The sequence below is a fragment of the Caballeronia sp. LZ034LL genome, assembly GCF_031451215.1.
Classification (GTDB): domain Bacteria; phylum Pseudomonadota; class Gammaproteobacteria; order Burkholderiales; family Burkholderiaceae; genus Caballeronia.
This window is the reverse complement of sequence record NZ_JARUXR010000001.1, coordinates 213,224-240,201: the sequence shown is the minus strand read 5'-3', so window position 1 is coordinate 240,201 and position 26,978 is coordinate 213,224. Positions and strand designations below refer to the sequence as shown.

Genomic DNA, 26,978 nt, shown 5'->3' with positions numbered 1-26,978 from the left:
CATACTCGTGGAAGAAATTCGCATTCGTGGGGCCCGCACCCACAATTTGAAGAATGTCAGTCTCGACTTGCCGCGCCACAAGCTGATCGTGATTACCGGGCTGTCCGGGTCCGGCAAGTCGTCGCTTGCGTTCGACACGCTCTACGCGGAAGGCCAGCGGCGCTACGTGGAAAGCCTGTCGGCCTATGCCCGGCAATTCCTGCAACTGATGGAAAAGCCGGACGTCGATCTGATCGAAGGTCTCTCGCCCGCCATTTCCATCGAACAGAAGGCAACGTCGCACAATCCCCGCTCCACGGTCGGCACGGTCACGGAAATCCACGATTACCTGCGTCTGCTCTACGCGCGGGTCGGCACGCCGTATTGCCCGGACCACCTGATTCCGCTCGAAGCGCAAAGCGTGTCGCAAATGGTCGACGCCGCGCTCGCGCTGCCCGAGGAAACCAAGCTGATGATCCTCGCGCCCGTCGTGGCGGACCGCAAAGGCGAGCACGTCGAGCTGTTCGAGGAAATGCAGGCGCAGGGCTTCATCCGCTTCCGGATCCGCTCCGGCGGCGGCACCGCGAACGAAGGCGTCGCGAAGATCTACGAAGTCGATTCGCTGCCGAAGCTCAAGAAGACCGACAAGCACACCATCGACGTGGTGATCGACCGCCTGAAGGTGCGGCCGGACGTGAAGCAGCGGCTCGCGGAGTCGTTCGAGACGGCGCTGCGCCTCGCCGATGGCCGCGCCATCGCGCTCGAAATGGACACCGAGAAGGAAAAGCTCTTCAGCTCGAAGTTCGCGTGCCCGATCTGCTCGTACTCGCTGCCGGAGCTCGAGCCGCGTCTCTTCTCCTTCAACAACCCGATGGGCGCCTGCCCCGAATGCGACGGCCTCGGCCAGATCACCTTCTTCGATCCGAAGCGGGTGGTCGCGCATCCGTCGCTGTCGCTGGCGGCGGGCGCCGTGAAGGGCTGGGACCGGCGCAACCAGTTTTACTTCCAGATGCTGCAGAGCCTCGCGGCGTTCTACGAGTTCGACATCGACGCGCCTTTCGAGGATCTGCCCGAAAAGGTGCGCAAGATCCTGCTGTACGGCTCGGGCAAGCAGTCGATTCCGTTCTCGTACATCAACGAGCGCGGGCGCGCCTCGGTGCGCGAGCATGCGTTCGAGGGCATCATCCCGAACCTCGAGCGGCGTTACCGCGAGACGGATTCGGCCGCCGTGCGCGAGGAGCTCGCCAAGTACCAGAACAACCAGCCCTGCCCGGCCTGCGACGGCACCCGGCTGCGCCGCGAGGCGCGCTTCGTGAAGGTCGGCGCCGACGATCAGGCGCGCGGCATCTACGAAATCAGCGGCTGGCCGCTGCGCGACACGCTCGGCTACTTCCAGACGCTGCGCCTCGAAGGCGCGAAGGGCGAGATCGCGGACAAGGTGGTCAAGGAAATCGTCGCGCGGCTTTCGTTCCTGAACAACGTCGGGCTGGATTACCTGTCGCTGGAACGCAGCGCGGAAACGCTGTCCGGCGGCGAAGCCCAGCGCATCCGGCTGGCCTCGCAGATCGGCTCGGGACTGACCGGCGTCATGTACGTGCTCGACGAGCCGTCCATCGGGCTGCATCAGCGCGACAACGACCGCCTCATCCATACGCTCAAGCATCTGCGCGACATCGGTAATTCGGTGATCGTCGTCGAGCATGACGAGGACATGATCCGCATGGCGGACTACGTCGTCGACATGGGGCCGGGCGCCGGCGTGCACGGCGGCGTGGTGGTCGCGCAAGGCACGCCCGTCCAGGTGCAGAAGGATCCGAACTCGATCACCGGCCAGTATCTCTCCGGCAAACGGACGATCGGCTATCCGGCCGAGCGCGCCGTGCCGGACGAACGGCGGCTGCGCATCGTCGAGGCGCACGGCAACAATCTGAAACGCGTGACGCTGGATCTGCCCGTGGGTCTCCTGACCTGCGTGACCGGCGTGTCGGGCTCGGGCAAGTCCACGCTCATCAACGACACGCTCCAGCATGCGGTGGCGCAGCATCTGTACGGCTCGGCGACGGAGCCGGCGCCGTATGAATCAATCGAAGGTCTCGAGCATTTCGACAAGGTGATCGCCGTCGATCAATCCCCGATCGGCCGCACGCCGCGTTCGAATCCCGCCACTTACACAGGCCTGTTCACGCCGATCCGCGAACTGTTCGCGAGCGTGCCGGCGGCCAAGGAACGCGGCTACGATCCCGGCCGCTTCTCGTTCAACGTCAAGGGCGGACGCTGCGAAGCCTGTCAGGGCGACGGCGTGCTGAAGGTGGAAATGCACTTCCTGCCCGATGTCTACGTGCCCTGCGACGTCTGCCACGGCAAGCGCTACAACCGCGAGACGCTGGAAGTCCAGTACAAGGGCAAGAACATCCACGAGGTGCTGGACCTGACGGTGGAAGCGGCGCACGAGTTCTTCAAGGCGGTGCCGGTGGTCGCGCGCAAGCTGAAGACGCTGCTCGATGTCGGTCTCGGCTACATCCGGCTGGGGCAGTCGGCGACCACGCTGTCGGGCGGCGAAGCACAGCGCGTCAAGCTTTCGCTGGAACTGAGCAAGCGCGACACCGGTCGGACGCTGTATATCCTCGACGAACCCACGACGGGATTGCACTTTCATGACATCGCGCTGCTGCTCGAAGTGATCCACCGCTTGCGAGATCAGGGCAACACGGTGGTCATCATCGAGCATAATCTCGACGTGATCAAAACCGCCGACTGGGTCATCGACCTCGGTCCGGAAGGCGGCGCGGGCGGCGGGCAGATCATCGCCCAGGGCACGCCCGAGCAGGTCGCGAAGTCGAAGGCGAGTTTTACCGGCAGGTACCTGGCACCTTTGCTGCAACGGCCCAAATCGGCGGCGTGAGTTTCGCCCCCGGGCCACGGCGCCGGGGGCCGCGCCGCTCGCGCAACAGGCCGTCGAATCAGCCGCGCACGCCGCGGCGCGGACAACCGTCGTAAGCAGCTGGGGATAAGGAACGCAGTCATGGCGAAGCGCAACGAAGCGGCCAACGAGGAAGCGCGGGTCCGGGACCTGCCCACGCGCCACGTCAGGCTGACAAGCGACATGAGTTTGCCGAAGCTGTCGGCGGTCGAGATCGGCAGCTATCTGCTGGCGCTCGCGGCACTGTTTTTTACACTCAAGCTGCAACTGCTCGGCGGGCTGCTCGCCGGCATGCTGGTGTTCCAGCTGGTTCACATGATCGCGCCGGTGATCGAGCGTCATGTCGTGAGCCGCGGCGCGCGCCTGATCGCGGTCGGTCTGATCTCGGCGATCATCGTCGGCGCGCTGACCGGCGCGACCATGGCCACCATCCAGCATTTCGAACACGATTTCCCGAGCCTGCAAAAACTCCTCGACCAGTTGATGAGCATCACGTCGAGCGCACGCCTTTCGGTGCCGGACTGGCTCGCGAACTATCTTCCGGTCGATGCCGGGCAAATGAAGGACAAGGCCACCGAGCTGATGCACAAGCACGCCGAAATGCTCCAGCAGGGCGGCAAGGAAATGGCGCGCGGCTTCGGGCATATCGTGATCGGCATGATCGTCGGGGCGATCATCGCGGTCAGCGCGCCGCGCACCACGCATCATCGGCTGCCGCTGTCCACCGCGCTCGTCGCACGCGTGTCGCGCTTCTCCGACGCCTTCCGCCGCATCGTGTTCGCGCAGATCAAGATCTCGGCGATCAACGCCGTCTTCACCGCGCTCTATCTGCTGGTCGCGTTGCCGCTGTTTCATGAACGGCTGCCGCTGTCCAAAACCCTTGTCCTGCTCACCTTCATCGTCGGCCTGCTGCCGGTGATCGGCAATCTGATCTCGAACACGATCATCGTCGGGATTTCGCTGTCGGTGTCGTTCGGCACGGCGGTGGCGTCGCTGGCGTTCCTGATCCTGATCCACAAGCTCGAATACTTCCTGAATGCGCGCATCATCGGCGGCCAGATCGAGGCGCGCGCGTGGGAACTGCTGCTCGCCATGCTCGCGATGGAAGCCGCCTTCGGCATTCCGGGCGTGATCGCCGCGCCGATCTTCTATGGCTACATCAAGCGCGAACTGATCTATCTGCGGCTCGTGTAATCTCCGAGCCCCAAAAAGACAACGCCCGCAAGACATGCCTTGCGGGCGTTGTGCTTTCTGGAGCCAGCCGCCGAATCAGCGGAACACGACCGTCTTGTGACCGTTGAGCAGGATGCGATGCTCCGCATGCCATTTCACCGCGCGCGCGAGCGTCACGCATTCGACGTCGCGGCCGATCGCCGTCAGTTGCTCCGGCGTCATGTTGTGGTCCACGCGCTCCACTTCCTGCTCGATGATCGGGCCTTCGTCGAGATCCGACGTCACGTAGTGCGCGGTCGCGCCAATCAGCTTCACGCCGCGGTCGAAGGCCTGGTAATACGGCTTCGCACCCTTGAAGCTCGGCAGGAACGAGTGATGGATGTTGATCGCGCGGCCGGCGAGCTGGTCGCACAGTTCGGGCGAAAGAATCTGCATGTAGCGCGCGAGCACGACGAGATCGGTGTTGTGCTGCTCGACGATTTCCAGCACGCGCTTTTCCTGCGCGGCCTTGCCTTCGGGCGTCGACTTCAGCAGCGGCAGGTGATGAAACGGAATGTCGTAGCTCGCCGCGAGCTGATAGAAATCCTTGTGATTGGAGACGATCGCCGGAATCTCGATCTGCAACTGGCCGGTGCGATAGCGGAACAGCAGGTCGTTCAGGCAGTGGCCGATCTTCGACACCATGATGACCACGCGCGGCTTCACCGACGCGTCGTGCAGCTCCCAGCGCATGCCGAACTCGTCGGCGAGCGTGCTGAAGGAGGCGCGCAGCGCATCGATGCCCGGATCGCCGCCGACTTCCTGGAAATGCACGCGCATGAAGAATTCGCCGGTGCGGCTGTCGCCGAACTGCGCGGAATCGAGGATATTGGCGCCGAGATTGAACAGGAAGCCCGACACGGCATGGACGATCCCCGGGCGATCCGGGCACGACAGTTTCAGATAAAAGCTATGTTCGGTCGACATGACCTGTCCTCGTTCATTGGATTCTTGATGTTCACCGAGTGCTGTCCACGGCGGGCGGCGCGAACAGCGCGGCGATGCCCTCGCACGCGTCCTCGTCGATCCACTGGCGGCGCAGCATGCAATCCAGCGTGGCGAGACTGGCATCGACCGTGAACGCGCCCTCTTCTATCCAGCGCGCGACTTCGCCGATGCGCGCCAGCCGGTGTTCGCCGACTTCGCCGTCCTGGTTGCGCGGCGCGAAATCGGGCGGCAGAAAGAGGTCGTAGACGAAGATCTGTTCGGCTTGCGTGCCTTCGGGCAGGGATTGCAGCACGTGCAGCGTGCGGCCGGGCTTGGCGGTCTGGGCGAGTTCCGCGCTCATGCCGGCTTCTTCCCAGCATTCCTTCACGAGCGTCGGCATCAGACCGAGCCCCCAGCCGATGCCGCCCGCGACGACGTTGTCGAGCATGCCGGGATCGGTCGCCTTGGTGTCGCTGCGGCGCGCGATCCACAGTTCCGGCGCGCGGTCCGCGTATTTTACGATGCCGTTCAGATGCACCGCGTAGGTCATCGTGCCGAAGAAGCGCGACGCCGCGCGTTCGATGAACGCGAGCGGCGCGGCGTCGAAGTCATTGCGGATCGCGTAGGTTTCGTCGCGCCAGCCGGGAATCTTGCCTTCGGCGTACAGCGCGCCGATCACCGCGCCGAGCGCCGCGCTGCGTGCGTTCACATCGGCGAGCGCGGGGTGCAGGCGTATCGCGGCGGCGTCGAACTGGAAGACTTCGGGCCAGCGGCGCAGCGCGGCGACATCGGCATGGCGAATCCAGCCGACTCGTTCATCGCCGATAAGGAATGGAGCGTGCGCGGCGGCGTCGAAACGGCGCGCCGCGTGGATGGCGGGCAGGGTCATGAGCGAGAAATAAGCGGGTCAGTCGCGCAGCGCGACGCGAATGCCGAGCGCGATGAAGGTCACGCCGGCGAGGCGGTCGAGCCACACGCCGACGCGCGGCCGGCGCGCCAGCCACGCACCGATCAGGCCCGCGCCGATGCCGAACAGCGAGAACACGACCACCGTCTGCAGCATGAACACGCCGCCGAGTTCGAACATTTGCAGCATCACGCTTTGCGCGCCGTGCGGATCGACGAACTGCGGCAGGAACACGATGAAGAACAGCGTGACCTTCGGATTCAGCAGATTGCCGATCACGCTCTGGCGGAAGACGGTTGCAAGCGGCTGGCGCGGACGTTCATGTGCATTGGCGAGACCATGGCTGCGCAATGCCTTGATGCCGATCCACACGAGATACGCCGCGCCCGCGAGCTTGACGGCCTGGAACGCGAGCGGCGACGAGCGCAGCAGCGCGGCGACACCGAGCGCCGCGAGCGTCGTGTGGAACAGCACGCCGCAGGCGAAGCCCAGCGCGGCGACGACTCCGGCGAGCCGTCCTTGCGAGATGCCGCGTGCGAGCACTTGCAGGTTGTCCGGTCCCGGCGCGACGGTGATCGCCACCGACGCCGCGAGAAACAGCAGGAAGTGGGGCATGTCAATGGCCCCCGAACTCGCACACGGTGTAGAGCGGCACGCCGTTGTCGCGCAGGAGCTTCGAGCCGCCCAAGTCCGGCAGGTCGATGATCGCCGCCGCCTCGACCACTTCGGCGCCGAGCCGTTCGAGCAGGATCTTGCCTGCCATCATCGTGCCGCCGGTGGCAACCAGATCGTCCACGATCACGACGCGGTCGCCCGGCTTGCAGGCGTCCTCGTGGATCTCGACGGTCGCGCGGCCATACTCGAGCTCGTACGACTGCGACAGCGTCCGGTACGGCAGCTTGCCTTGCTTGCGGATCGGCACGAAGCCGAGGCTCAGCTCGTACGCCAGAATCGGCCCGATGATGAAACCGCGCGCGTCCATGCCGGCAATGACATTGATGTCCTCGTCGATGTAACGCTGCACGAACAGGTCGATCAGCGTACGCAGCGCGCGGCGGTCCTGCAGCACGGGCGTGATGTCGCGGAACTGCACGCCGGCCTGCGGCCAGTTCTCGACGGTGCGCACGCGCTCCTTGATGAAACGCGCGGCGTCGCGCTCGGCGTTCGAAGAGGAAATGGACATGGTTTCTCCGGTGTTCGCGCCTTGAGGCCGCGCTCGCCCGTGACAGAAAGGAACAGCAAAAGGAAATTACGCCGCCCGGCGATGTCGCGAGAGCCGTTCCTCGGCCTGTGCCAGCTTTTCGGGCAGGCCGCGCAGCACGACGATGTCATTGGCGCGCAACTTGGTTTCGGGATCGGGCGCGACACCCCGGATGCCGTGGCGCCGGATCGCGGTCACCTCGACTCCGCGGCCGACCAGCCCCAGATCGTCGAGCGAATGGCCGACGGCCTCCGAGTTCGCGTCGATCGGTACGGATTGTAGCCGGACCTGCTCGTGGCCATCGTCGTCGTCGGCATCGTCGGCGCCGTGGAAGTAGCCGCGCAGCAGGCTGTAGCGCGCATCGCGCATTTCCTCGACGCGCCGCACCACGCGCCGCATCGGCACACCCATCAGCACCAGCGTGTGCGACGCCAGCATCAGGCTGCCCTCCACGATCTCCGGAATCACCTCGGTCGCGCCCGCGGCCGTGAGCTTCTCGAGATCGGCGTCGTCGACGGTGCGCACGATCACCGGCAAGGTCGGCGCGAGTTCATGGATGTTGTGCAGCACGCGCATCGCCGACGGCGTGTTCGCATACGTGATCGCCACCGTCGCAGCACGATGCAGACCCGCCGCCAGCAGCGACTCGCGCCGCCCGGCATCGCCAAACACGACCGATTCGCCCGCCGCCGCGGCCGCCGCCACACGGTCCGGATCCAGGTCAAGCGCCACGTACGAAATGCCTTCCTGCTCCAGCATGCGCGCGAGATTCTGCCCGGCCCGGCCATAACCGCAGATGATCACGTGGCCGCTCTGCTTGAGGCTCTGCGTCGCGATCTTGGTCATCTGCAACGACTGCAGCATCCACTCCGTCGACGAAAGCCGCAGCACGATGCGGTCGGCGTTCTGGATGATGAACGGTGCGGCGAGCATGGACAGCAGCATCGCGGCGAGGATTGCCTGGAGGATGGTGGAGTCGACCAGATGCGAATCCAGGATCAGGTTCAGCAGAACGAAGCCGAATTCGCCCGCCTGCGCCAGACCGAGACCCGTGCGCATCGCGACGCCCTGCGGCGCGCCGAAGGCGCGCGACAGCGCCGTGATCATCACGGCCTTGAGCAGGATCGGCACGACGAAGAAGCCGAGCACCAGGAACGGATGCTCCCAGATCACGCGCGGGTTCAGCAGCATGCCGGTGGTCACGAAGAACAGACCGAGCAGCACGTCGCGGAACGGCTTGATGTCTTCTTCCACCTGATGCCGGTACGGCGTTTCGGCAATCAGCATCCCGGCGATGAACGCGCCGAGCGCGAGCGACAGCCCGAATTTATCCGTGATGAAGGCCGCGCCGAGCGTCACCAGCAGGAGGTTCAGCATGAACAGCTCTTGCGAGCGGCGCCGCGCGACCAGGTCGAACCAGCGCGTCATGAACTTCTGGCCGATGAACAGCAGCACCGTCAGCGCAACGACGATCTTCACCGCCGCGATGCCCAGCCACATCGCCAGCTGGGACGAGTTGCCGTTGCCGAGCGCCGCGATGATGATGAGCAGCGGCACCACGGCCAGATCCTGGAACAGCAGCACGCCGAAGATGTTGCGGCCGTGCTCCGATTCGAGTTCGAGCCGCTCGGCGAGCAGCTTGCTGACGATCGCCGTGGACGACATCGACAGCGCGCCGCCCAGCGCGAAGCTCGCCTCCCACGACATCTCGATCCAGAAATGCGCGATCCAGCCGAAGATCATGGCCAGCGCAATGGTGGCCCCGACCTGGCTCGCGCCGAGGCCGAACACGATGCGCCGCATCGAGCGCAATTTCGACAACGAAAACTCGAGCCCGATGGAGAACATCAGGAACACGACGCCGAATTCGGCGAGGTGCTGCGCGCGGTCCGTATCCGGCGCGATGCCCGCCGCGTGCGGGCCCACGATGATGCCGACCGTCAGATAGCCGAGCATCGGCGGCAGATTGAAATAGCGAAATACCACGACGCCCGCCACTGAACACAGCAGCAGCAGCAACGTCATTTCAAGCGGAGAAATCATCCGTCTAGCGTCCTCGTTCGGCAGTGTGCGGCAGCGCGTGCGACCTTGCGCTGCGGCGTCTTGGAAGAGCCCGGGACGGCCGGACTCGCGGGGGCGGATAGGCGGCGGCGCGCCGCGCGCCGGGCGGCGCGGCAGAGAATCGCCTTTGCTATACTCCGCGCATGATAGCGAAAATCAATGGCGACCGGGCGCTGGCGCTGGCTCGCGATGTAATTCAGATCGAAGCCGACGCCGTTCGCGGCCTCTCTCCTCTCCTCGACGAAAACTTCATCAACGCGGTCGAAGTCCTGCTCGGCTGCCGCGGCCGCGTGGTCGTGTCGGGCATCGGCAAGTCGGGCCATGTCGCGCGCAAGTTCGCCGCGACGCTCGCCAGCACCGGCACTCCCGCCTTCTTCGTGCATCCGGCCGAAGCCAGCCACGGCGACCTCGGCATGGTCACCGCCGACGACATCTTCATCGCGCTGTCGAACTCCGGCGAAACGGAAGAACTCGTTGCCATTCTGCCGCTCATCAAGCGTCTTGGCGCAAAACTGATCGCCATCACCGGCCGTCCCGAATCGAGTCTCGCGCAACTGGCGGACATGCATCTCAACGCACGCGTCGACAAGGAAGCGTGCCCGATGAATCTCGCGCCCACCGCCAGCACCACCGCTGCCATGGCGCTCGGCGACGCGCTCGCCGTCGCCGTGCTCGACGCGCGCGGCTTCGGCCCCGAGGACTTCGCGCGCTCGCATCCGGGCGGCGCACTCGGCCGGCGGCTGCTGACCTATGTGCGCGACGTCATGCGCACCGGCGACGAAGTGCCGCGGGTTTCACTCGATGCAACCGTTTCGGACGCGTTGTTCCAGATCACCGACAAGCGCATGGGCATGACCGCCGTGATCGACGACGAACAGCGCGTGCACGGCATCTTCACGGACGGCGACCTGCGCCGCATCCTGCAACGCGACGGCGACTTCCGTTCGCTGCGCATCGCCGATGTCATGACCCGTCACCCGCAGACCATCGCGCCGGATCATCTCGCGGTCGAGGCCGTGGAACTGATGGAGCGTTATCGCATCAATCAGATGCTGGTCGTCGACGCCGATGCGACGCTGATCGGCGCACTGAACATGCACGACCTCTTTTCCAAGAAGGTGATCTGATGGCGCAGCAGCCGTCTTCCATGCCGTCGGCCGGCGCAAGCGCCGCCGAGCGCGCCAGCCGCCTCCGTCTGATGGTGTTCGACGTCGACGGCGTCTTCACTGACGGCAGTCTTTACTTCACCGCCGAAGGCGACACGATGAAGTCGTTCAATTCGCTCGACGGCCACGGCGTGAAGATGCTGCAGTCAGTCGGCGTGCAGACGGCGATCATCACGGGACGCCAGTCCGGCATCGTCGCGGCGCGCGCGAAGGAACTGGGCATCACGCATCTGTATCAGGGCGTGGCGGACAAAACCGTCGCGCTGGCTGAACTGCTCGAGAAGACCGGGATCCTGGCCGGCGACTGCGGCTACATGGGCGACGACTGGCCGGATCTCGCGGTGATGCGCCGCTGCGGCTTCGCGGCCGCGCCGGCGAACGCGCATCCGGACGTGATCCAGCGCGTGCATTGGGTTGCGCAGTCGCGCGGCGGCCATGGCGCGGTGCGCGAAGTCTGCGACGCCATCCTGCGCGCGCAACACCGCTACGACGATCTGCTCGCCGCGGCGCTCGGGGGCTGACGTCATGCAGCGCCCAGGAAAACTCGCCTCGCTGCTGCCGCTCCTCGCGATGGCCGCGCTCGCGGGTGTCACGTACTGGCTGTTGCAGGCCACGCTGCCGCCGGCGGCGCAGGCGCCGGAACAGCCGAAGCGCCATACACCCGATTATTTCGCGAACAACTTCTCGGTCTCCGAACTCGACGCCACCGGCACGACGCAATATCGTCTGACGGCGAAGTCGATGGTTCACTATGAAGACGACGAAATCAGCGACCTGACGCTGCCCGCGCTGCGCATGTTCCAGCCGCAGAAGCCGACGGTCACGGCCACCGCGCAGCGCGGCACGGTGAACGGCGACGTCTCGGTCGTCAATCTCTATGACAATGCCCGCATCCTGCGCGCCGCTGGTTACGGAGATCCGCAGATGCAGGCGGATTCGCAGCATTTTCGCGTGCTGGTGAACGACGATGTCATCGAAACGGAAAAACCGGTTAGACTTCAGCGCGGCCCGTCCGTAATGACAGCCGATGGCATGAACTACAACAACGTGACCCGGGAAATGAAGCTCTTCGGCAACGTGCGCGGCTCGATCGCCGCCTCGGACATCAAGGGCGGCGCTTCCGGCGCTTCCAAGTGACCCGGCACTCCCATCCGAATTGTGACTGCATGAACGAAAGGTTCCCCCGTCCTGATGGCGGCTCCGCGCGCGCCACGCACGCGCGCCGCATGGTGCGCCCCTTCTCGCGCTTCCCGCGACTTCCGGGAGCCGTGCTGTGCGCCGCCCTCGCGTCCTTCATCGCGTTGACGGCAGCGCCCGCGCATGCGGAAAAGGCCGACCAGGACAAGCCGCTCAACATCGAAGCGGACAACATGTCGTATGACGACCTCAACCAGAAGAACATCTTCACCGGCCACGTCGTCGCGACCAAAGGGACGATCGTCATCAAGGCCGACCGCGTCGAGGTCACGCAGGATCCGCAGGGGTATCAGTACGCTACCGGCACCTCCACCGGCAACAATCTCTCGTACTTCCGCCAGAAGCGCGACGGCGTGAACGAGTACATCGACGGCAATGCGGTGCGCATCGATTACGACGGCAAGAACGACTTCACGAAACTCACGACGCGCGCCACCGTGCGCCGCCTGCAAGGCCTGACGAACGTACAGGACGAAGTGCACGGCAGCGTCATCACCTACGACGGCCAGAAAGACTTCTACACGGCGAGCGCCGGCAAGGACGTCGCGGGACCCGGCAATCCGAGCGGCCGCGTGCGCGCGATGCTCGCGCCGCGCTCCGGCGGCGCCGCGCCGCTGAACGGCCCGCCGGCCACGCTGACGCCGTCGAACACCATTCAAGGAACGCCGCAGCAGTGAACGCGCCCGCCATGCCCCACCGTCAGCCGGAAGGCCAGTCGAGCTCGCTCGTCGTCCGCAATCTGAAGAAGCGCTACGGTTCGCGCACCGTCGTGAAGGACGTCTCGCTCGACGTCAAGAGCGGCGAAGTGGTCGGCCTGCTCGGGCCGAACGGCGCGGGCAAGACGACTTCGTTCTATATGATCGTCGGCCTGGTGCCGCTCGACGCCGGCGAAATCGACCTCGACGGCAACTCGATCAGCCTGCTGCCCATTCATCAGCGCGCCCATCTTGGCCTGTCGTATCTGCCTCAGGAAGCATCGGTATTCCGCAAGCTCACGGTCGAGCAGAACATTCGTGCGGTGCTCGAACTGCAGACCGACGAGTCCGGCAAGCGCCTGTCCAAGGACGCCATCTCGCAGCGCGCCGAAGCCCTGCTCGACGAACTGCAGATCGCGCATTTGCGTGAGAACCCGGCGCTGTCGCTGTCGGGCGGCGAACGCCGGCGTGTGGAAATCGCGCGCGCGCTCGCAACCAATCCGAGCTTCATTTTGCTCGACGAGCCGTTCGCGGGCGTCGATCCGATCGCCGTGCTGGAAATCCAGAAGATCGTGAAGTTCCTGAAGCAGCGCAACATCGGCGTGCTGATCACCGACCATAACGTCCGCGAAACGCTCGGCATCTGCGATCACGCGTATATCATCAGCGACGGCAGCGTGCTCGCGGCCGGTGCGCCGAGCGAGATCATCGAGAACGAGAACGTGCGGCGCGTGTACCTCGGCGAACACTTCCGCATGTGACCGCATGACGTGCGCAGCATGAAGCGCAAGCAGCAAAACTTACGTGCCGCCCTCGGGGCGGCACGCGTCATTCTGGATTCGCCGCGAGGTTTCGCGCGCGTGGCAAACTCTCTACAATGAAGAAAACCTTGCCATGAAAGCCAGCCTCCAACTCCGCCTCTCGCAGCATCTTGCGCTGACACCGCAACTGCAGCAGTCGATCCGGCTGCTGCAGTTGTCCACGCTCGAATTGCAGCAGGAGGTCGCCATGGCGATCTCCCAGAACCCGCTCCTCGAGAACGAAGACGACTGGATCGCCAGCCCGCTGCGGGTGGCGGCCGACGGTTCGCTGATCGCGGCGCCCGCGTCGTCCAGCCCCCCGGGCGACTCGATGATGAGCAACGGCTCGTCCTCTGGCACGTCCAGCTCCGAACGCTCGGAAAATAGCGAGCCTCAGGGCGTCGACGAATACAACGGCATGGGCTCGGACGGCGGTACGGATACGAGCTCGTGGAACCTGGAAGACTACGGCCGCGCGAGCAACGCTTCGGACGACGACGATCTTCCGCCGCTGCAGATCCATGAATCCACCACCACGCTGCGCGACCACCTGACCGCGCAGTTGCGCATGACTTCGGCGAATCAGCGGGATCGGGCGTTGATCACGTTCCTGATCGAGTCGCTCGACGAAGACGGCTATCTGACTTCATCGCTCGACGAAATCCAGGCTGATCTGCCGGACGAACTCGAAGTCGAAGTCGACGAACTGAGCGCGGCACTCGCGTTGCTGCAGAGTTTCGATCCGCCGGGCGTCGGCGGGCGGTCGGCGTCGGAATGTCTGAAGCTGCAATTGCTGCGGCTGGATGCGTCGCCCACACGCACACTGGCGCTAGACATCGTCACGAACCATCTCGAACTGCTCGCCGCGCGCGACTTCACGCGTCTGCGCAAGCAACTCAAGGCCAGCGACGACGCCCTGCGCGACGCGCACGTGCTGATCAAGTCGCTGGAGCCGTTTCCCGGCGCGGCGTATGGCAAGAGCGAAGCGGACTACGTGGTGCCGGACATACTGGTCAGGAAGACCACCGGCGGCTGGACGGCCGAACTGAATCCGGAGATCGTGCCGAAGCTGCGCATCAATCATTTGTACGCGAATATCCTGCGTAACAACCGGGGCGATCCGGGCAGCGGATCGCTGCGGCAACAGCTGCAGGAAGCGCGCTGGCTGATCAAGAATATTCAGCAAAGATTCGAGACGATCCTGCGTGTTGCACAGGCTATTGTCGAGCGTCAGAAGAACTTTTTTGCACATGGCGAAATCGCCATGCGCCCCTTGGTTTTGCGGGAGATTGCTGATACGCTGGGTTTACACGAGTCGACGGTTTCTCGTGTGACCACCGGGAAATACATGCTCACCCCGTTCGGGACGCTCGAGTTCAAGTACTTCTTCGGCTCACACGTCTCGACTGACACAGGAGGCGCGGCATCGTCCACGGCGATCCGGGCCCTCATCAAGCAACTGATAGGAGCGGAAGAACCCAAAACTCCTCTTTCAGACAGCCGCATCGCCGAATTGCTGGCGGAACAAGGTTTTGTCGTCGCGCGGCGCACCGTTGCGAAATACCGCGAAGCGCTCCGAATTCCGGCAGTGAATCTGCGCAAGTCTCTATGACCCGTCTCTGTAGTCCATTGCATATTGCGATGGACGTTGACCGGCCGTCCCGCGAATGCGCGCACGAGCCGGCCGATGCGACCCGTTTTTCAAGCGCGTTCAGTTGAAGCGCTGAGGGATCGCACCGCGACCGGCATCGGACGAGCTTCGTGGCATACGGCCACTAGCTTGGAGAGCAACTATGAATCTGAAGATCAGCGGACATCACCTCGAATTGACGCCTGCGTTGCGCGAGTACGTGATCACGAAGCTGGACAGGGTGCTCCGTCATTTCGATCAAGTTATCGACGGCAACGTTGTCCTCTCGGTCGACAATCATAGGGAAAAGGACAAGCGGCAAAAGGCTGAAATCAACCTGCACCTCAAGGGTAAGGACATTTTCATCGAGAGTTGTGACGCTGATATGTACGCGGCAATCGACCTGATGGTCGACAAGCTCGACCGCCAGGTCATCAAGCACAAGGACAAGATCCAGGGCCACGCGCATGAATCCGTGAAGTACCACGCGGAGCCGCAGAGCATCGAGGCGCCGTCGCCGTGAGACTGACCGATGCACCGCAGGCCCGCCGTCCGAACCACGGCGGGTGCGCGGGTGCATTTGGAGGAAAACCTCGAATCTTCTGACACGCGCCTGACGGAGTTGCATCGAACAGAAGCCGCCTTGCCTGGCGGCTTTTTTGTTGCATTTTGGCCGTGATTCGCCCAAGCCATTGATTTTCAGTGTTTTGTACTGCACATTGGATCGTCAACCGTACGTTTGCGCGGCGCACCATCGCAGTAAGGCCTGTTCTATAATGGTCCGGTAATTTTTCGGGGCCACACGACAGGCACGCTGCAGGGAACCGCCGTCAGCGCACTTCCGTTTCACATCGCCGTGAGCGCTTTCAGACAGCAGCCACGATGAGGAGCTATCAGGCCACGCATCAGCCTGCCAACATGAATCGTTTAGCCAAATTTCTTCCCATCGAGAACGTCGTTCTCGGACTGTCCGTTACCAGCAAGAAACGTGTATTCGAGCAAGCGGGCCTGATCTTCGAAAATCAGAACGGTATCGCCCGCAGTATCGTCACCGACAACCTCTTCGCTCGTGAAAGACTCGGCTCGACCGGCCTCGGCGAAGGCGTCGCCATTCCCCATGGCCGCATCAAGGGACTCAAGCAGCCGCTCGCCGCGTTCGTGCGCCTGTCCGAACCCGTCGCGTTCGAATCCCCCGACGGCCAGCCGGTCTCTCTCCTGATCTTCCTGCTCGTGCCCGAACAGGCCACCCAGCAGCATCTGGAAATTCTCTCGGAGATCGCGCAACTGCTCTCCGACAGCGACGCGCGCGAGCGTCTGCACAAGGAAGAAAATCGTGAGGCGCTCTATCAAGTGCTCACGCAGTGGCAACCGTAATAGCCGCACGACCCGGGCGGATACGCGTCCAGAGCGCGTCCGTCCTATTCGCGTCCGTCCCGCTCCCGCATTGGACGCGCCTCGCTTACGTCAGGCTTCTGGGGCACAATCGGTCAAAAGCAGCGCCATGCGGCGTATCGAAGCAACCCGCTTCGTCGTCAAGCGAAGGCTGCTCCCGGCTTCCAACGGAGTTCCGGCCTCATGGATACGTCCAGCATCAACGCCCAAAGCATTTTCGACGACAACGCCGCCACTCTGAAGCTCAGCTGGCTCACAGGGCATGAAGGCTGGGAGCGCGGTTTCTCGAGCGAAACCGTAGCGAACGCGACGTCGAGCGCCGACCTCGTCGGCCATTTGAACCTGATCCACCCGAACCGTATCCAGGTGCTCGGCGACGCCGAGATCAACTACTACCAGCGCCAATCCGACGAAGATCGTTCGCGCCACATGGCCGAACTGATCGCGCTCGAACCGCCGTTCCTGGTCGTCGCGGGCGAAGTCGGCGCGCCGCCGGAACTGGTCCTGCGCTGCACGCGCTCGTCGACGCCGCTGTTCACGACGCGCATGTCGGCGGCGGCGGTCATCGACAGCCTGCGCGCCTACATGTCGCGCATCCTTGCGCCGCGCGCGACCTTGCATGGCGTGTTCATCGACATCCTCGGGATGGGCGTGCTGCTCACCGGCGACTCCGGTCTCGGCAAGAGCGAACTGGGCCTGGAACTCATCAGCCGCGGTCACGGCCTGGTGGCGGATGACGCCGTCGATTTCGTGCGGCTCGGCCCGGATTTCGTCGAAGGCCGCTGCCCGCCACTGCTGCAGAACCTGCTTGAAGTGCGCGGCCTGGGCCTGCTCGACATCAAGACCATCTTCGGCGAGACCGCCGTGCGCCGGAAGATGAAACTGAAGCTGATCGTGCAGCTGGTGCGCCGTCCCGACGGCGAATTCCAGCGCCTGCCGCTGGAGAGCCAGACCGTCGACGTCCTCGGCCTGCCGATCAGCAAAGTGACCATCCAGGTGGCAGCAGGCCGCAACCTTGCTGTGCTGGTGGAAGCCGCGGTGCGCAACACGATCCTGCAACTGCGCGGCATCGATACCTTGCGCGACTTCATGGATCGTCAGCGGCTCGCCATGCAGGATCCGGACAGCCAGTTTCCCGGCAAGCTGATCTGAGGCGGTCGCGTAACGTACGCAATGTGCGTAACGTGGATTGCAGCGACCGCAGCGATCATTTCGCGTCCGGATTCGAATCAAGAGCAGGTGCTAAGATTAAGCGAACGAGCCGATTCCCATGCGTATCATCCTGATTACCGGCATCTCCGGTTCCGGCAAGTCCGTAGCCTTGAACGCGCTGGAAGACGGCGGCTACTACTGCGTCGACAACCTGCCGCCACGTTTTCTGCCCGAACTTGCCGCCCATCTCGCGAAGGAAGGACAGACCCGCCTGGCCGTCGCCATCGACGCGCGCTCCAGCCTTTCGCTCGATGAAGTCCCCAGCATCATCCACACGCTCTCGGCCGAATACGACCTGCGCGTGCTGTTCCTGAACGCGAGCACGCAGTCGCTCATCCAGCGCTTTTCCGAAACACGCCGGCGTCATCCGCTGTCCGGTCCGCCGATGCGCGAAGCCGATGTCGGCTTGCTGAACTCGCTGGCCGAGGCCATCGAGCGCGAGCGTGAACTCGTCGCCGGCCTTGCTGAATACGGACATCAGATCGACACCAGTAATCTGCGCGCGAACGTGCTGCGCGCGTGGGTCAAGCGCTTCGTCGAAACCGACGCGGCCGATCTCACGCTGATGTTCGAATCGTTCGGCTTCAAGCGCGGCGTGCCGCTCGATGCCGATCTCGTGTTCGATGTCCGCACCCTGCCCAATCCGTACTACGATCGGGAACTGCGCCCCTTCACGGGCCGCGACAAGCCCATCATCGACTTCCTCTCGGCGCAGCCGCTGGTCGGCGAGATGATCGAGGACATTGGGGCGTTCGTCGGCAAATGGCTGCCGCGTTTTCGCGACGACAATCGCAGCTATCTGACCGTTGCGGTCGGCTGCACGGGCGGACAGCATCGTTCGGTGTTCATCGCGGAGGCGCTTGCCGCGCGTTTTCGCGACCAGGCCAATGTGATCGTGCGGCATCGTGACGCGCCCATCCCGGTGGATGGCGACGCGGTTCACGCGCGAACCTGATCGCCACGCCGGCGATCCACCCTGGAGGGACGCGATGTCTTCGATTCCCGCGAATCCGGTTCTGGACGATCTGCCGCTGTTTCCGCTTCACACCGTGCTGTTTCCCGGCGGCCTGCTGCCGCTCAAGATCTTCGAGGCCCGCTACCTGGACATGGCGCGCGCCTGTCTGCGCGAGCAATCGCCGTTCGGCGTCTGCCTGCTGAAAAGCGGGCATGAAGTTGCCTCGCCGGGCGATCCGTCGGTGCCTGAGCCGATTGGCTGTCTGGCCGAGATCGCCGAATGCGATGTCGATACCTTCGGCCTTCTGCTCGTGCAGGCGCGCGGCACGGCGCGTTTCAAGCTGATCGATCATCGGGTCGAGCCGAGCAACCTGCTGGTCGGCACCGTGCAGTTGCTGGGCGACGACCAGCCGTTGCAGGGCACGGAAACGCTGGCCAAGTTCGGCGCGTGCGCGGAAGTGCTGGAGCGCATCATCGATACGATCCGGGAGCGCGAGCCGCAGAATCTGCCGTTCGTCGAACCCTTCCTGTTCGACGATCCCACCTGGGTGTCCAACCGCCTCTCCGAAATCCTGCCGATCCCGATGCGCGCCCGCCAGAAGCTCATGGAACTGATGGACGCCGGCGCCCGCATCGATGTCGTGCATCACTACATGCAGCATCATCAGCTGCTCTGAAGCGTCGCTTCGCCTCAGAGCAGCGAACCGCTCAGCGCGTCGAGCAGCTTGCGCACGGGCGCGGGCACGCCGTACGCATCGATGCGCGCAAGCGGCGCCCACACGGTTTCGCTGTTCATCGCCTCGAGCGGCGCACCACGCGCCACGCCGATACGCGGCTCGATATCGAGCTTGAAGTGAGTGAACGTGTGGGTCAGCGGTGCGAGCCGCTGCAAGGACTCATCGCCGCCGAAGCTCTGCGCAAGCGTCGCGAGCGCCGTCTCGTCGGCCGCTTCGGGCAGGCTCCACAGGCCGCCCCAGATACCCGTGGGCGGGCGCTTTTCCAGCAGCACGGAATCGCCGTCCTTCAGCACCAGCATCCAGGTCTTGCGCGTCGGCACGGTCTTCTTCGGCCGGGCGGCGGGCAACTCGCGCTGCCGCCCCTCGACCTTCGCGACGCAGTCCGCCATGAACGGACAACGCGCGCAATCGGGCTTGCCGCGCACGCACAGCGTCGCGCCGAGATCCATCAGACCTTGCGTGTACGCGGTGACTTCATCCGGTTTCGCGGCATCCGGCAACAGCGATTCGGCAAGCGTCCATAGCGCGTTTTCGACGCGCTTTTCGCCTGTAAAGCCTTCGACGCCGAATACCCGCGCCAGCACACGCTTCACGTTGCCATCGAGAATCGTCGCGCGCGCGCTGAACGCAAACGACGCAATGGCCGCCGCCGTCGAGCGGCCGATGCCCGGCAGTTCGGCCAGTTCGTCCACCGTCTGGGGAAACGCGCCGCCGTGCTCGTACGCGACGGCCTGCGCGCAACGATGCAGGTTGCGCGCCCGCGAGTAGTAGCCGAGACCGGCCCAGAGCGCCATGACGTCGTCGAGCGGGGCATCGGCGAGCGCCGTCACCGAAGGAAACCGTTCGAGAAAGCGCGCGTAATACGGGATCACGGTGGACACCTGCGTCTGCTGCAGCATGATCTCCGACAGCCAGATGCGATACGCATCGCGCGTGTTTTGCCACGGCAGGTCGTGGCGGCCGTGAATGCGTTGCCACGCGATCAGGCGCGTGGAGAAATCGGTGAGAGCGAGCATCGGAATCAGCGTTGGCAGCGCGGGCAGAAGTAGGTGGAGCGTTGCCCCTGGACGATCTGTCTGATCGGCGTGCCGCAGACGTGACACGGCAGGCCCGCGCGATCATAGACGAAGTAGTCGAGCTGGAAATAGCCCGATTCGCCATTGCTGCCGACGAAATCGCGCAACGTGCTGCCGCCCTTTTCGATGGCGGCGGCGAGCGTCACGCGCACCGCGTCGGCGAGCAGATCGTAGCGCACGAGCGAGATCCGTCCGGCGGCGGTCGTCGGGCGGATGCCGGCGCGAAACAGGCTCTCCGATGCGTAGATGTTGCCCACGCCCACGACGATCCCGCCCGCCAGCAGCGCCTGCTTCACCGACACCTTGCGTCCGCGCGTCTCCCGGAACAGCAGCGCGCCCGAGAACTCCGGCGAGAACGGCTCGACGCCGAGACTCGCGAGCAGCGGGTGATCGAAGACGTCGCCATCGGCGCGGGGATGCCAGAGAATCGCGCCGAAACGGCGCGGATCGCGAAAGCGCAGGATGAAATCGTCGAACACGATATCGACGTGATCGTGCTTCGCGGCCTCAGGCGGACGCGGCGTGTGGCGCAGGACGCGCAACGTGCCGGTCATGCCGAGATGAACGATCAGCCAGCCCTCCACGGTTTCGAACAACAGATACTTGCCGCGCCGCTCGACCCGTTCGATCTTCAGACGATCGAGTGTCTTCGGCAGGTGCGCCGGGATGGGCCAGCGCAAGGCCGGCGTGCGGACATCGACATGCTCGACGCGCCTTCCGGCGACATACGGTTCGATTCCCCGGCGGGTGACTTCGACTTCTGGCAGTTCGGGCATTTGTGTGGAGTGAGACTTGCTGGAGCGTTGTGCCGGTATTTTAGCGACCGCGTTACAATCGACCGAAACATCGTCTGGAATTCCATGAACCCGTTCGTCATGAAGCTGTTTGCGAAGCGTCAGGCCGGCTTGGCGCATTCGTTCGCCATGCCCATGTCGCGCATCGCCGGCGCCGTCGCGCTTGCGATGTCGGCGCTTGCGTTCACGCCCGTACACGCTCAGGAACCCAATGCTTCACCCGTTCCAGGCGCAACCTCCGCTCCAGGCAGCGACGACCAGGCCGACGCGCAGAACGCCGCCGAGCTGCTCACCGCGCCGGTCAGCGGCAGTGAAACGCAGGACCTGCCGAACGTATCGATGTCCAGCCAGATCGTGTTCCAGGTTCTGGCCGCGGAAGTCGCCTTGCAGCGCGGTCAGCCCGCGCCCGCCTTCCAGACCTATCTCGCCCTGGCCCGCGACACGCACGATCCGCGTTTCGCGCAGCGCGCGACCGAGATCGCCATCGCCGCGCAGAGCCCGAACGACGCGCTCACCTCGGCACAACTCTGGCAACAGTTCGCACCGCATTCGGAACGCGCCTCGCAGTTGAGCGCGTCGCTGCAGATCGTTGCCGGCAAGCCGGAAGACGCGAAGCCCACGCTCGAACGCGAACTCGCGAAAGTGGCGCCCGCGCAGCGCGGCGAAGCGCTGTTGTCGTTGCAGGCGCTGCTGGCGCGCGGGCCGAATCGGGTGGGCGGTCTGAATGTCCTGAAGGACCTGATCGCCAACGATCAGGACCGGCCCGAAGCGCAACTCGCACTCGCACGCCAGCAACTGCTCGCCGACGATCAGCCGGGCGCGAAGGCGTCGCTCGAAAAGGCGCTGCAGCTCAAGCCGGACTATCTGCCCGCCGCACTGACGCTGGCGCGCATGGGTCCGCAGGAACGTCAGGAAGGGATCGCTTCGTTCGAGAAGTACGTCGACAAGAACCCGAAATCGCATGACGCACGGCTTGCGCTGGCGCAGCTGTATCTGTCGGCCGACCGGCTCGACGACGCGCAGAAGCAGTTCGAAATCATGCGCAAGAACGACGCGAAGGACCTGACGCCGCTGATGGCGCTCGCGCTGATCAACATCCAGAAGAAGCAGTTCGACAAGGCGCAGGACTACCTGAACCAGTACGCGAAGGCTGCGGAGAACACGCCCGGCGCGGACCCGGGACAGGCGTACATCTATCTGGCGCAGATGGCGCTGGAACAGAAGAACGACGACGTCGCGAGCCAGTGGCTCGACCGCATTCCGCGCACGAGCCAGCAATACCTGCCCGCGCAGATCACGCGTGCGCAGATCCTCGCGAAGCAGGGCAAGGTCGATGAAGCGCGCGCGCTGCTCGGCAACCTGCAGAGCTCCGACCCGCGCGACCTCGCGTTGCTCGCGCGCACGGACTCGGCCATTCTGTTCGAGGCGCATCGCTATCCGGAAGCGGAAGCGAACCTCGCGAAGGCTGTCGCGGCCTTTCCCGATGATCCCGATCTGATCTACGACTACGCAATGGCCGCCGAGAAGAACGGCCACTACGACGTGATGGAAACGCAGCTGCGCACGTTGATGCGCACGCAGCCGAACAATCCGCAGGCCTACAACGCGCTCGGTTACTCGCTGGTCGATCGCAACCAGCGGCTCGACGAAGCGGTGAAGCTGATCGAGAAAGCGGTGGCGCTCGCGCCCAATGACGCCTTCATCATGGACAGCCTCGGCTGGGCGCGCTTCCGTCAGGGCAATGCGGCGGAAGCGGAAAAGATCCTGTCGAGCGCGTACAAGATCCAGCCGAACGCGGAGATCGGCGCGCATCTGGGCGAAGTCCAGTGGAAGTCCGGCCAGCAGGACGAGGCGCGCGCCACGTGGCGCCAGGCGCAAAAACTCGAACCGGACAACGACACGCTCGTCAAAACGCTCAAACGACTCCAGGTAAACGATCTTTGATGGCATTCGACTTTCTCGCCGGCGCATCCCTTCGACGCGGTGCGCTCGGCCTCGCAACCGTACTCGCGATGTCCGGTTGCGCGCTCCAGCCGCGGCTTCCCACGACGTCCAACGCCAGCACGTCCCTCTCGACGCAGACGAGCCGTGAGTACCACGGCCGGTTCTCGGTGCAGTACAACGACCAGAACGGCGTGCAGCGCAACGCGTATGGCAACTTCGACTGGCAGGAAACCGGCGACACCGTCACGCTGCAACTGCGCAATCCGCTCGGCCAGACGATGGCGATCGTGACGTCGTCGCCGTCGCTCGCCACGCTCGAACTGCCGAACCGGCAGCCCGCCAGCGCCGACAACGTGTCGCAGCTCATGCAGAACACGCTTGGCTTCGGGCTGCCGGTGGAAGGTCTGCGCTACTGGCTGCAGCCGTCGGCCGCGCCCACTTCCCGCGCGCAGACCACGCTGGATCCCGAAGCCAACAATGGCCGTCCGAAGGAGATCAAGCAGGACGGCTGGACGATCGACTATCTGGCCTATGCCGATGCGCCCGCCACCGGCGTCAAGCGCGTGAATCTCTCGCGCAGCGAGCCGCCGCTCGACATCAAGCTGGTGCTCGACCAGTAACGTTTTCGCACTTGTTTGAATACTCCGCATGTCCGCACCCCACGATTCGCTCCGTGACTGTCCCGCGCCGGCGAAGCTGAACCTTTTCCTGCACATCACGGGACGCCGTCCGGACGGGTATCACTCGTTGCAGACGGTTTTCCAGCTGCTCGACTGGGGCGACCGCCTGCACTTCACGCGGCGCGATGACGGCGTCATCCGCCGCAAGACGGACGTGCCGGGCGTCGCCGAATCCGACGACCTCGTGGTACGCGCCGCCCGCCTGCTCCAGCAGCACACGGGCGTGCAGCATGGCGTGGACATCGAGATCGACAAGCGCCTGCCGATGGGCGCGGGCCTCGGCGGAGGCAGTTCCGACGCGGCCACGACTCTTTTGGCGTTGAATCGTCTCTGGGGTGTTGATCTTTCGCGTGAGATTCTGCAGAATCTCGGCCTGCAACTCGGCGCGGACGTGCCGTTTTTTGTCTTTGGGCAAAATGCATTCGCAGAAGGAGTGGGCGAGGCGCTGCAAGCAGTAAAACTGCCGCAACGTTTCTTCCTGGTGGTGAATCCTGCTGTCCACGTCCCAACCGCGGCGATTTTCTCCGAAAAAAGCTTGACACGGGATACGAAAGTCGCCACAATGATGGACTTTCTTGCACAGCAAAGGTCAGACACTAACTGGCCAGACAGCTTCGGTCGAAATGACATGCAAGCTGTAGTTGCAGGAAAGTACGCGGAAGTTGCGCAAGTGCTCGAGTGGTTTTCCAGTCTCGCGCCAGCGCGAATGACCGGATCTGGAGCAAGCGTGTTTGCCGCTTTCCCCAGCCGAGCCGAAGCAGAAATGGCGCAAGTCAAACTGCCGGCAAGCTGGAAGAGTGTGGTAACGGCAAGTCTGGATTCTCATCCTCTCTTCGCTTTCGCGTCATAAGGTTTTGTTTTGCCGGGCATGTCCTACACTTCCCGGCGAAGCTCAAAGTTAGTGTAGGGGAGTCGCCAAGTTGGTCAAGGCACCGGATTTTGATTCCGGCATGCGAGGGTTCGAGTCCTTCCTCCCCTGCCATTCTTTTTCTCGCGTTTTTCCTCTCGCCCCCAGCCGCAGACAGGTGCACGATGAGCAGTGACGGCCTGATGGTTTTTACTGGCAACGCCAATCCCGCGCTTGCACAGGAAGTCGTCAAAATCCTTGGAATCCCACTTGGCAAAGCGATGGTCAGCCGTTTCTCCGACGGCGAGATCATGGTCGAGATTCAGGAAAACGTTCGGGGCAAGGACGTGTTCGTGCTGCAGTCCACCTGCGCTCCCACGAACGACAATCTGATGGAACTGATGATCATGGTCGATGCGCTCAAGCGCGCATCCGCTGGCCGGATCACCGCAGCCATCCCCTACTTTGGTTATGCACGCCAGGACCGCCGTCCGCGTTCGGCGCGCGTGGCCATCTCGGCGAAGGTCGTCGCGAACATGCTGGAAATTGCCGGCGTCGATCGCGTGATCACCATGGACCTTCACGCCGACCAGATTCAAGGTTTCTTCGACATCCCCGTCGACAACATCTACGCGACGCCCGTGCTGCTCGGCGATCTGCGCAAGCAGAATCATGACCATCTGCTGGTCGTGTCGCCGGACGTCGGCGGTGTGGTGCGCGCGCGTGCGCTCGCGAAGCAGTTGAACACGGATCTGGCGATCATCGACAAACGTCGTCCGAAGGCGAATGTCGCCGAAGTGATGAACATCATCGGTGAAGTCGAAGGCCGTACCTGCGTCATCATGGACGACATGGTCGACACCGCCGGCACGCTGTGCAAGGCCGCGCAAGTGCTGAAGCAGCGCGGCGCCAAGCAGGTGTTCGCCTACGCCACCCACCCGGTCCTGTCGGGCGGCGCGGCGGCGCGCATCACGGCGTCGGAACTGGATGAACTCGTCGTGACGGACACCATTCCGCTCTCGGCCGAATCCCTGGCGTGCGCGAAGATCCGCCCGCTGTCGAGCGCAGGCCTGCTCGCGGAGACCTTCTCCCGCATCCGGCGCGGCGACTCGGTGATCTCGCTGTTCGCCGAAGGTTAAGCAGAATTGGCGAAAAGACGCGAAGCCCTCAAGCTTCGCGTCTTTTTGCATGATCGGTGCGAACGTACGAAGGTTCGCATCGCTTGTTGTGGGATCACACCTTTTCGATGATCCCGGTTTCCCTGCCTGGTCGCGGGCAGATAGAGGAGTCAAACATGAAAGTCGTCGCTTTCGAGCGTAGCAAGCAAGGTACGGGTGCGAGCCGCCGCCTGCGCAACTCGGGCAAGACCCCGGGTATCGTGTACGGTGGTGCTGCGGACGTTCAACTGGTCGAACTCGATCACAACGCCCTGTGGCATGCCCTGAAGAAAGAAGTGTTCCATTCGTCGATCCTGGAACTGGAAGTGGCCGGCAAGTCGCAACAGGTTCTCCTGCGCGACGTGCAATACCACCCGTTCAAGCAGTACGTGCTGCACGTGGACTTCCAACGCGTTGACGCGAACAAGAAGTTGCACACCAAGGTGCCGCTGCACTTCATGAACCAGGAAACCAACCCGGCCGTGAAGCTGTCGGGCGCGGTGATCAGCCACGTCGTGACGGAACTGGAAGTGGAATGCCTGCCGGCAGACCTGCCTGAGTTCCTGGAAATCGATCTGGCCAAGATCGAAGCCGGCCAGACGATGCACGCCAAGGACATCGCGCTGCCGAAGGGCGTGAGCCTGACGATCGCCGTCGACGCAGAAAACCCGGTGGTGGCTTCGGCGACCATTCCGGCTGCCGTCGTGTCGGAAGAGTCTGGCGAAGCAGCTCAAGGCGAAACGCCGGCTGCCGAATAAGCGTCTTTATCGCTATCCTCTCGATCCGTCCGCAAGGGCGGTCGACGTGACCCGCCGGTGCGCAAGCCCGGCGGGTTTTTTTTGGCTTCTGACCAAGCGGGCCTTCGGGCTTGCGCTGATTCGACATGATCAAGCTGATCGTCGGCCTGGGCAATCCGGGCGCCGAATACACCGCGACGCGGCATAACGCGGGCTTCTGGTTCGTCGACCAACTGGCACGCGACGCCGGCGCCACGCTGCGCGACGAACGCCGCTTCCACGGTTTCTACGGCAAGGGACGCCTGCACGGCCACGAAGTGCATCTGCTGGAACCACAGACCTTCATGAACCGTTCGGGGCAATCGGTGGTCGCGCTCGCGCAGTTCTTCAAGATCCTGCCCGATGAAATCCTCGTCGCGCACGACGAACTCGACCTGCCGCCCGGCACCGTCAAGATGAAGCTCGGCGGCGGCAGCGGCGGCCACAACGGCCTCAAGGACATCTCCGCGCATCTGTCGTCGCAGCAGTACTGGCGCTTGCGTATCGGCATCGGGCATCCGCGCGATCTGATTCCCGAAGGCGCGCGCGCGGGCGCCAAGCCCGATGTCGCGAACTTCGTGCTGAAGCCGCCGCGTCGCGAAGAGCAGGACGTGATCGATCAGTCGATCGAGCGCGCGCTCGCCGTGATGCCTTTCGTCGTCGCCGGGGAAACCGAGCGCGCGATGATGAACCTGCACCGTAACCCCTGACTGG

At 64.0% G+C, this 26,978-nt stretch carries 26 protein-coding genes and 1 tRNA gene; 20 read left to right on the top strand and 7 right to left on the bottom strand.

Annotated features, from left to right (window positions below; translation table 11 throughout):
• Positions 1-7 precede the first annotated feature (7 nt).
• Both uvrA and QCE83_RS01180 read left to right on the top strand, forming a co-directional pair.
• Positions 8-2,881 carry an excinuclease ABC subunit UvrA gene (gene uvrA / locus QCE83_RS01185; RefSeq protein ID WP_309807143.1) on the top strand — a complete coding sequence of 958 codons (2,874 nt, stop codon included), beginning with the start codon at positions 8-10 and terminating at the stop codon, positions 2,879-2,881.
• A gap of 120 nt (positions 2,882-3,001) precedes the next feature.
• Positions 3,002-4,093 carry a hypothetical protein gene (locus tag QCE83_RS01180; RefSeq protein WP_309807142.1) on the top strand — a complete coding sequence of 364 codons (1,092 nt, stop codon included), beginning with the start codon at positions 3,002-3,004 and terminating at the stop codon, positions 4,091-4,093.
• Positions 4,094-4,168: 75 nt separating this feature from the next.
• Here QCE83_RS01180 and purU read toward each other — a convergent pair whose 3' ends face one another.
• From purU to QCE83_RS01155, 5 genes are all read right to left on the bottom strand, one after another.
• Positions 4,169-5,038 carry a formyltetrahydrofolate deformylase gene (gene purU / locus QCE83_RS01175; protein WP_309807141.1) on the bottom strand — a complete coding sequence of 290 codons (870 nt, stop codon included), beginning with the start codon at positions 5,036-5,038 and terminating at the stop codon, positions 4,169-4,171.
• A gap of 31 nt (positions 5,039-5,069) precedes the next feature.
• Positions 5,070-5,927: a DUF4743 domain-containing protein gene (locus QCE83_RS01170; protein ID WP_309807140.1), complete on the bottom strand. Its 858-nt coding sequence runs from the start codon at positions 5,925-5,927 to the stop codon at positions 5,070-5,072.
• An 18-nt stretch (positions 5,928-5,945) separates the two neighbouring features.
• A complete protein-coding gene (locus QCE83_RS01165) occupies positions 5,946-6,560 on the bottom strand; it encodes a LysE family translocator (RefSeq protein ID WP_309807139.1) in 615 nt (204 codons plus the stop codon).
• Position 6,561: 1 nt separating this feature from the next.
• Complete coding sequence (locus QCE83_RS01160; protein WP_309807138.1) at positions 6,562-7,128, bottom strand: adenine phosphoribosyltransferase; 567 nt, start codon at positions 7,126-7,128, stop codon at positions 6,562-6,564.
• A 66-nt stretch (positions 7,129-7,194) separates the two neighbouring features.
• A complete protein-coding gene (locus QCE83_RS01155) occupies positions 7,195-9,189 on the bottom strand; it encodes a cation:proton antiporter (protein WP_309807137.1) in 1,995 nt (664 codons plus the stop codon).
• Between the two features lie 161 nt (positions 9,190-9,350).
• Between QCE83_RS01155 and kdsD the strand changes: the two genes are divergently transcribed.
• From kdsD to QCE83_RS01100, 11 genes are all read left to right on the top strand, one after another.
• On the top strand, positions 9,351-10,334 hold the full coding sequence (kdsD, locus tag QCE83_RS01150; RefSeq protein WP_309807136.1) for an arabinose 5-phosphate isomerase KdsD: 984 nt from the start codon (positions 9,351-9,353) through the stop codon (positions 10,332-10,334).
• 20 nt (positions 10,335-10,354) lie between these two features.
• Positions 10,355-10,894 carry an HAD family hydrolase gene (locus QCE83_RS01145; protein WP_309811354.1) on the top strand — a complete coding sequence of 180 codons (540 nt, stop codon included), beginning with the start codon at positions 10,355-10,357 and terminating at the stop codon, positions 10,892-10,894.
• A gap of 4 nt (positions 10,895-10,898) precedes the next feature.
• Positions 10,899-11,510 carry an LPS export ABC transporter periplasmic protein LptC gene (gene lptC, locus QCE83_RS01140; RefSeq protein ID WP_309807135.1) on the top strand — a complete coding sequence of 204 codons (612 nt, stop codon included), beginning with the start codon at positions 10,899-10,901 and terminating at the stop codon, positions 11,508-11,510.
• A gap of 29 nt (positions 11,511-11,539) precedes the next feature.
• The gene (gene lptA, locus QCE83_RS01135; protein WP_309807134.1) at positions 11,540-12,247 is read left to right on the top strand and encodes a lipopolysaccharide transport periplasmic protein LptA; all 708 of its coding nucleotides are present in this window, start codon (positions 11,540-11,542) and stop codon (positions 12,245-12,247) included.
• A gap of 11 nt (positions 12,248-12,258) precedes the next feature.
• Complete coding sequence (lptB, locus tag QCE83_RS01130; protein WP_309807133.1) at positions 12,259-13,026, top strand: LPS export ABC transporter ATP-binding protein; 768 nt, start codon at positions 12,259-12,261, stop codon at positions 13,024-13,026.
• 133 nt (positions 13,027-13,159) lie between these two features.
• Positions 13,160-14,677 (top strand): RNA polymerase factor sigma-54, encoded by a 1,518-nt coding sequence (locus QCE83_RS01125; RefSeq protein WP_309811351.1) that lies wholly within the window; start codon positions 13,160-13,162, stop codon positions 14,675-14,677.
• A gap of 181 nt (positions 14,678-14,858) precedes the next feature.
• Complete coding sequence (gene hpf, locus QCE83_RS01120) at positions 14,859-15,218, top strand: ribosome hibernation-promoting factor, HPF/YfiA family (RefSeq protein WP_309807131.1); 360 nt, start codon at positions 14,859-14,861, stop codon at positions 15,216-15,218.
• Positions 15,219-15,613: 395 nt separating this feature from the next.
• Positions 15,614-16,069: a PTS IIA-like nitrogen regulatory protein PtsN gene (ptsN, locus tag QCE83_RS01115; RefSeq protein WP_309807130.1), complete on the top strand. Its 456-nt coding sequence runs from the start codon at positions 15,614-15,616 to the stop codon at positions 16,067-16,069.
• A 201-nt stretch (positions 16,070-16,270) separates the two neighbouring features.
• Positions 16,271-17,239: an HPr(Ser) kinase/phosphatase gene (hprK, locus tag QCE83_RS01110; protein ID WP_061172712.1), complete on the top strand. Its 969-nt coding sequence runs from the start codon at positions 16,271-16,273 to the stop codon at positions 17,237-17,239.
• 118 nt (positions 17,240-17,357) lie between these two features.
• The gene (rapZ, locus tag QCE83_RS01105) at positions 17,358-18,254 is read left to right on the top strand and encodes an RNase adapter RapZ (RefSeq protein WP_309807129.1); all 897 of its coding nucleotides are present in this window, start codon (positions 17,358-17,360) and stop codon (positions 18,252-18,254) included.
• Between the two features lie 34 nt (positions 18,255-18,288).
• Complete coding sequence (locus QCE83_RS01100) at positions 18,289-18,930, top strand: LON peptidase substrate-binding domain-containing protein (protein WP_309807128.1); 642 nt, start codon at positions 18,289-18,291, stop codon at positions 18,928-18,930.
• Between the two features lie 14 nt (positions 18,931-18,944).
• On the opposite strand, the gene mutY is transcribed toward QCE83_RS01100, so the two are convergent.
• Positions 18,945-20,006: an A/G-specific adenine glycosylase gene (gene mutY / locus QCE83_RS01095; RefSeq protein ID WP_309807127.1), complete on the bottom strand. Its 1,062-nt coding sequence runs from the start codon at positions 20,004-20,006 to the stop codon at positions 18,945-18,947.
• A gap of 5 nt (positions 20,007-20,011) precedes the next feature.
• On the bottom strand, positions 20,012-20,842 hold the full coding sequence (mutM, locus tag QCE83_RS01090; RefSeq protein WP_309807126.1) for a bifunctional DNA-formamidopyrimidine glycosylase/DNA-(apurinic or apyrimidinic site) lyase: 831 nt from the start codon (positions 20,840-20,842) through the stop codon (positions 20,012-20,014).
• An 84-nt stretch (positions 20,843-20,926) separates the two neighbouring features.
• Here mutM and QCE83_RS01085 point away from each other — a divergent pair, with 84 nt between their 5' ends.
• From QCE83_RS01085 to pth, 7 genes are all read left to right on the top strand, one after another.
• The gene (locus QCE83_RS01085) at positions 20,927-22,804 is read left to right on the top strand and encodes a tetratricopeptide repeat protein (protein ID WP_309807125.1); all 1,878 of its coding nucleotides are present in this window, start codon (positions 20,927-20,929) and stop codon (positions 22,802-22,804) included.
• A complete protein-coding gene (gene lolB, locus QCE83_RS01080) occupies positions 22,804-23,424 on the top strand; it encodes a lipoprotein insertase outer membrane protein LolB (protein ID WP_309807124.1) in 621 nt (206 codons plus the stop codon). Before QCE83_RS01085 ends, lolB begins: the two co-directional genes overlap by 1 nt.
• A 28-nt stretch (positions 23,425-23,452) precedes the next feature.
• Complete coding sequence (gene ispE / locus QCE83_RS01075; RefSeq protein WP_309807123.1) at positions 23,453-24,334, top strand: 4-(cytidine 5'-diphospho)-2-C-methyl-D-erythritol kinase; 882 nt, start codon at positions 23,453-23,455, stop codon at positions 24,332-24,334.
• Between the two features lie 55 nt (positions 24,335-24,389).
• A tRNA-Gln gene (locus QCE83_RS01070) sits at positions 24,390-24,466 on the top strand.
• 50 nt (positions 24,467-24,516) lie between these two features.
• Complete coding sequence (locus QCE83_RS01065; protein ID WP_309807122.1) at positions 24,517-25,470, top strand: ribose-phosphate pyrophosphokinase; 954 nt, start codon at positions 24,517-24,519, stop codon at positions 25,468-25,470.
• A gap of 155 nt (positions 25,471-25,625) precedes the next feature.
• Positions 25,626-26,246 (top strand): 50S ribosomal protein L25/general stress protein Ctc, encoded by a 621-nt coding sequence (locus tag QCE83_RS01060; RefSeq protein WP_309811349.1) that lies wholly within the window; start codon positions 25,626-25,628, stop codon positions 26,244-26,246.
• A 125-nt stretch (positions 26,247-26,371) separates the two neighbouring features.
• Positions 26,372-26,974, top strand: coding sequence for an aminoacyl-tRNA hydrolase (pth, locus tag QCE83_RS01055; protein ID WP_309807121.1), 603 nt, complete (start codon positions 26,372-26,374; stop codon positions 26,972-26,974).
• Positions 26,975-26,978: the final 4 nt, after the last annotated feature.